Consider the following 6,261-nt stretch of genomic DNA (forward strand, 5'->3'; position numbering starts at 1 on the left):
CACATCTCCTTAAAGATCGGTCGAATGGTCGTCGGTCGCCGTGTAGCGAAGCTGGCAGGCCAGAACGAAACTCGGCGCAGCCACGTCAATGACCAGTTCGCCGCAGGCACCCTCATTGATTTCCCATCCGGGATGATGGCGTTCGAGCGCAAGGTAAGCCAGCTGTTCGAGGGCAGCATCGAGCGTCTGACGGTCCGGCACCGCGTCATTCCCGGCCATCGGTTCGATAGTCATGTCAGGACACGAAGCGATCGATCCGGTCGCATCGAAGAACACACATTCCTCAACGGCGCCGCTGTCGCCATATCCATCGAAACGGATCTCGACGCGGGTAATGCCGCCCGTGCGCAGCGGATCGATCACCGCCCGTTTGAGATGCTGGAATGTAAGTCGTGCCTGCGCCGTGCGCTCAGCCTCGCGCGCCGCGAAATCGGCCATCAATGTCTGATAATCGGTCATGAGATGCCCCCTGATATCGGCGGCAGGCGCCGGTCGGCCTGCCCGCAACAACGGAAAGAGCCCTGTCCTCTGACAGGCTGCGCCAGCGCCATTGGCGCTGGCGCGATGCCGGACGGATCAGCCGGCTTCCCGATCCGGACGCTTGGGCGAAGTGCCGAGCGGACCACGGCGATCGACGACCGTGATGCGCCGGGACTTGGCTTCGATGACCAGTCGCTCCAAGACCCCGTTTCCGGGAAAGGCAACGACATAACGCGGGTCGAGCGAGAGCATGCGCTCGTTGCGCTTGAAGCCTGCGCGTGCGCCGAGACGCATGTCGAGCGAGAAGCTGATTTGCGATACGCTGCGCCGTTCGGCCCACGAGGATGCTAGGCGGTCGACGCCCTTGGTGTCGCCGCCATGGACCAGAACCATGTCCGGGACCCGGTCGTGGACCTTGTCCAGCGTTGCCCAGACATTATTGGCAAAAATGCGCGCGTCCTGCTCGTTGGGATGGCGTGTGCGGCCACCGGCAAAGATCACCGGCGTGCCTTCGGGCATGGCGGCGCGGCGCTTGGCTTCAGACCGGGCGCGAACAAATTCGCGGCCCTCGACAAGCGCGGAGGTGAGCATCGCGCTGTGATTGAAGCGCGAACTCGACACAGGCTTCCAGGACGATCCGAACTCGTTGAGATAGAGGCTGGCGGCCACTTCGCGCATTTCTTCGAGTGCAAGCATGGCGCCTTCGGCGCATTGCGCACGCTCGACCTGGGTCTCGAGTTCATGGGTGTGAATTTCAGATCCATCGGCTGTCGCCAGAAGCGCGCGGACTTCGTCGGTTGCGCGGTCGACGGCTGCCGATTTGCGGGTCGCGGAGCGGTGGAAGATATTGACGAAGGCCCAACCGAGATCCTCGGCATCAGCCTCGAGCGCCGTTCCTGTCACCATCGCGAAGAGATCGGACCAGACCGCCTCAAGCGTCTGAACGACAGCCTCGCGCAAGGGGAAGTCATTCGTGGAAACGGGCACAGGCCCAATCGAAAAGCCGGAGAGGTCCAGGCCGGCAAGCTGGTCAGAAAATGATGTATGCATGGGTTCGTCCTCCTGACGGGCGTGAGGCTGACGCACCCGCTCATGGATGCGCCAGCGAGAGCCCATCAGGGCCAGCTTCAGCCAGGATGCGCACCCGCAGGGGAAACCCGCTTGGGTGAGGCTGGTGCGGGCAGGCCGACGGCCCGAAAGGGCCGGGCCAACACGGGCCTCGCGCAAGCCGGGTTGCTGCAGACTGGCGGCTGGCCCAGGGCCTCTCTCGTCTGGCTTCAGACCATGAGGGCAAACAGCCAGCTTCGTCAGCGGGAATGGCAAAGCTGCATCGGCATGACTGCTTGTTCCTGTTCAGCCGTCCCGCTTTCGATAGACGCCCTCGCCGTTCGACATATGCCCGAGGCAGATATAGTCGCCGAACAGGGCTTCGAAGCGGGCGGCGATCTGGGACAGCCAGCGCTGCGCTCTGGGCGATCTCGCCGTGCGCCAATCGGCATCGCGGTAGGCGCCATCGTCGCGCTCGACGATCCACACGGCGACGAGACCGCCGTAAACCGACAGACCAAAATCCGCATAGGCATTGCGCATGAGAATGCGGTCTTCGCGGCCTCGCCAACCGTCATGTGCGATTAGCGAAGGGTAGGCGTGACCTGCGCGCTCGCGCAGGTCATCGCACAGCCATTCATATTCGACATCGAAGTCGTTTTGATGGGCATCATCGGACACCGTCTCAATGACCGTGAATGCGACAATGGCCCCGCTCGGGTAGCTGACCGATCGGCCCATGACACCCTCCTTCAGGCTGCCAGCGCCGCGTCGGCAGACGCTTCGTCGCTGTCATCGGCCACGATCCGGCCACCCAGATTGAGCAGGAGCCTTGAGGCTTCCTCGGCCTTGGCCGCGGCGGTGAGAATGGCGCGGTCATCCTGTTTCAGGAGCCCCAGCCAGTGCTCGATATAGCTCGCGTGGTGATCGAGATGGGCGACCGGTAGTCCAAGCTCGGCGCCCAGCATCGCGCTCGACAATTCGGCCACGAGTTCCTCGGCAGCATAGGCGGCCGAGCCGAAGCGATTTTTGAGGTCGCGGCCCAACCGGCTGGCATGGCCGGTCCAATGCGACAGCTCGTGCGCGAGCGTCGCATAATAGTGATCGAAGCCGCTGAACAGGCTAGCGGGCGGCATCGTCACCCGGTCGGCCACCGGCTCGTAATAGGCCTGATCGCCCTGATGGCGCAGGACCGCCGGAATATTGGCAAAGAAGGCATCAAGTTCGGCCTGACGCCCTTCGGGCTCGACGTCCTCCAGCATCGGGGCAGGATGAAAGCGCTCGGGAAGACCTTCAACCTGATCGGCATTGAAGACCGGGTAGGCCTTCAGCACGCGGCGGCTTTCGTCGGTCTTTTCGCCGGTGTCGGGGGCTTCCACTTCCTTGGTATAGCTCTTGTAGAAGATGGCGATGGTGGATTTTTCGCCTTTACGCACCTGCGCGCCCAGTTCCTTCGCCTGCTTGTAGGTCATCCAGAACGGTGAAGCGTAGCCGCACATGTCGGCGACCATCCAGAGCCAGAACACATTCATGCCGCGATAGGGAATGCCGCAGGCTCGTAAGGGCCGCGACAGCGGTACGCCGCGCCATGGCTTGATCCACGGTTTCGTGCCGGTCTCGAGGCGGGCGATGATTTCCTGGGTGATACGGGCGGCGGGCGACAAGCCGCCGCCCTGTCCCTTGCGATAGGCCATATTGGATCTCCTGATAGGACCTGCCGGCAGTCGCGCCGGTCAGTACCCAGGATCCCGGAGCCCCCTCCGCTCTCTTCCCATGAAGGAAGCGGCCCCCCGGCATAGGCCGGAGGACCGCTTCACGGTGGCGAGTAGCCTTACCTGTCAGGAGGAGGTCAGGCGGCCAGCTCGCTCGGGGGCTGGTTGTCCTCATCGGTCTTGCTGCCGCGGGCGTCGCTCTCTTCGGTATCGCTATCGACAGCGGTGTCTTCGGGGTCATCTTCGGCATCAGCCAAGGGGTGACCGGCAAAGCGCATGACGTCGGGCACCCAGGCGAGCGCGCGGTCGCGAATTTCGGCCTCGGTGATATAGGTCCCGGAAAAGACGCGTTCGGCGCTCATCGCAAGATCGCCCTTTTTGACCGATGCAAAGCGCGAAGACAGTTCCAGACCGCCGACATCGCTGAGCGCGTCGAGAATGACCTGCTTCGACACGCGGTCGAAGTAGTTCGCGGCGGTCGGGCGCCACCATTGCGCCATATCGATGCCGATCGCGCTACCCAGATGATCCTGCAGCACAATCTGGCGCTCACCTGCCATATTGAGGCTTGCCTCAAATGTGCGGGCAACCACGAAGCCGAGCCATGCGGCGCGGCTTTCATCGGACAGTGCGCGAAACATGGCAAAGCGCGAGGAAACATCCTCGCCCGATCGCCAGCATTCATCGAGGCCCGATCGCAGCTCGGCCAGCGATGCGCTCGCCGGTGCATCCTTCGCCTCGAAACCGGCGATAGGCCCGGACGGAACGCTGCCCCGCAGCGTCGTGGCCGCGCGCGAGCGCCAGTCGTGCGTGTCCGCATCGGCGAGCGTGAAGACCATGATGTCGAGGGCCAAGCCCGGATCCGATGCGACGTGGAGCGCGAGTACGTCACGGCGTTGCATCGCAAGCTCGTCGACCAGACGCTTGGACAACGCTGCACGGCGCTTGCCGGCGCTGCCCTCGCTCGACACCACTTCGACGCCGCCGTCATCATCGACGCTTTCGCTATCGCGCTCGCCGTAGAATACCGGCTGCAGTATGGGTGTACCGTCGCGTGAGAGGGTGAGGATCATACCAGCCCCGGCTTTCAATTCGGGATCAAGCTCGGGAGGCTTGGCTCGAATGTCATCGCATTCGCGCTCGATGGCATCGATCGTCGCTTCAGCGGCCGCGATCGCTTCTTCGGCGCTGCCTTCATCCTCTAGGATGGCCGCATGCTCGTCGTACGATGCATCGAGTTCATCAAGCCGTGCGAGTTCTGCTTCGGTCAATGGAGCAGGTTCAGCAGGAAGACGCACGAGGCCCTCGACGAGATCGTGGCTGGCATAGGGATCGAGCGTCGGCTTGACCCAGGCAAGGCCCTGTTCGGCGGCGAGCGCCGTTGCGCGTTTCTCCATCTCCTCCGAGGCGAGGCTTTCGAGCAGCGCGACATCGACCCAGGACTCGCTGTCATCGTCATCGAACAATTCGCGTTCGATCCGTCCGCCTGCGGCGATATAGGCCTCGCGACCAACGAGGCGGGCGCGTGCATCGCTGCCGCGAACTGTCCCGGAGAGCACCATGCGCCGGATGCTGTCGGCGCTGGGCGCATAATAGCCTGAGGTCGCCTGTTCGTAGACACGCGCCTGGATCTCCTGATCGGAAGTAGCGCCGAAGGCTTTGGCAATATCGAGCGTGATGTCGCCAGCGGCGAGAGCCTCAAAAACGATGGGTGCGAGTGTTGCGAGACGCAGGCGGCCTTCAACGAAGCGGACGGTCAGCCCGAACCGGCGCGCGACATCTTCGATAGATGCACCAGCATCGATCAACTCAGCGAACGCCTGCGCTTCGTCGGCGGGGTTCATCGCGAGGCGATGGAAGTTTTCCGCCAGGCTCGTTTCGACGGCGGCTCCAGCATCGTCTTCCAGCACGAGGCACGTAACCTCGTACCCTTTCGGAAGGATTTTCTCTTCGGCGAGCGCCAGCAAAGCGCAGCGGCGCCGCTCTCCGGCCTCAACCTCGAACTTTCCGCGGGGCGCCGGCCGAACGATGAGGTTCTGCAACAACCCGTGGGCTGCAATGCTCGCCTTCAATTCGGCATCTGCGGCTGGATCGCCATGGCGGCGTACATTGCGAGGGGACTGGACCAGCTTGGTCAACGGGATCGACTTGATCATGGGACATACTCCTGATTGCGAGCCCAGGCATCGACGGTCGACGCCCATCCGGCTCATTCAGAAGCAAGCCCCCTCCCCTCTCCTTGATTGCTGGTGGCCGTTTGCGGACAGTCCGCGTGCATGCCCCCTCGGACAAAAGAGGCTATGGTGCGGCGCTATTGAAACTTTGTTTGTCGGCCATCTTCATCTGGTGTCCGTCAGCTCGCGCTGCTGATTGCTCTTCACACTCCGTCGCAGGGGATCCCACGACTTCTCGCGCCAGCTCCGCTCATCATCCGATTGATTGAGCACGAGCCGCGCGATTGCGGGCAGGACAAAGAGGGTGAGCGCGGTCGCGGTAATCAATCCGCCGATCACGACAGTGGCCAGCGGACGCTGGACTTCCGCGCCAGTGCCGGTTGCAAGGGCCATCGGCACGAAGCCGAGCGAGGCCACCAACGCTGTCATCAGCACCGGTCGCAGCCTCGCCATTGCGCCATCGGAGATCGCCTCATCGAGAGGCATTCCCTTGTCGAGGCGCTGGCGTATCGCGGTCATCATCACGAGCCCGTTCAATACCGCGACACCCGATAGAGCGATGAAGCCCACGGCAGCGGACACCGAGAACGGCATCCCCCGTAAGGCAAGCGCGAAAACCCCGCCTGCCAGTGCCATCGGGATCGCGCTGAACACCGCCAGCGCTGGCACCCATCCGCCGAGCGCCATGAACAGGAGCAGCAATACCAGCGCGAAGCAGACCGGAACGACGAGGGCGAGCCTTGCCTGCGCGGCCTGGAGGTTCTGTGTTCGCCGTCAGCACCAATGGCACAGATTTACGGTTGTAGATTAAGGAGGATTTGGGTCTCGTCGTAGTGACGAAGGAACGA

The 6,261-nt window shown here is 63.1% G+C and carries 5 protein-coding genes and 1 pseudogene; all 6 read right to left on the reverse strand.

All coding sequences use genetic code 11. The features are described from left to right. Window positions 1–9: 9 nt before the first annotated feature. A complete protein-coding gene (locus K4G67_RS16925; RefSeq protein WP_239807426.1) occupies window positions 10–459 on the reverse strand; it encodes a DUF6878 family protein in 450 nt (149 codons plus the stop codon). 117 nt (window positions 460–576) lie between these two features. Continuing rightward, window positions 577–1,530, reverse strand: coding sequence for a DUF2493 domain-containing protein (locus K4G67_RS16930; RefSeq protein ID WP_239807427.1), 954 nt, complete (start codon window positions 1,528–1,530; stop codon window positions 577–579). Window positions 1,531–1,833: 303 nt separating this feature from the next. Then, window positions 1,834–2,268, reverse strand: a complete 435-nt coding sequence (locus tag K4G67_RS16935) for a hypothetical protein (protein ID WP_239807428.1) — start codon at window positions 2,266–2,268, stop codon at window positions 1,834–1,836. Between the two features lie 11 nt (window positions 2,269–2,279). Then, on the reverse strand, window positions 2,280–3,221 hold the full coding sequence (locus K4G67_RS16940) for an ArdC family protein (protein ID WP_239807429.1): 942 nt from the start codon (window positions 3,219–3,221) through the stop codon (window positions 2,280–2,282). Window positions 3,222–3,376: 155 nt separating this feature from the next. After that, window positions 3,377–5,395, reverse strand: a complete 2,019-nt coding sequence (locus K4G67_RS16945) for a ParB/RepB/Spo0J family partition protein (protein ID WP_239807430.1) — start codon at window positions 5,393–5,395, stop codon at window positions 3,377–3,379. Window positions 5,396–5,578: 183 nt separating this feature from the next. Further along, window positions 5,579–6,178: pseudogene (locus K4G67_RS16950) on the reverse strand (efflux RND transporter permease subunit); the annotation flags it as partial. Between the last annotated feature and the right edge of the window lie 83 nt (window positions 6,179–6,261).

It is taken from the genome of Croceicoccus hydrothermalis, from assembly GCF_022378335.1.
GTDB lineage: Bacteria > Pseudomonadota > Alphaproteobacteria > Sphingomonadales > Sphingomonadaceae > Croceicoccus > Croceicoccus hydrothermalis.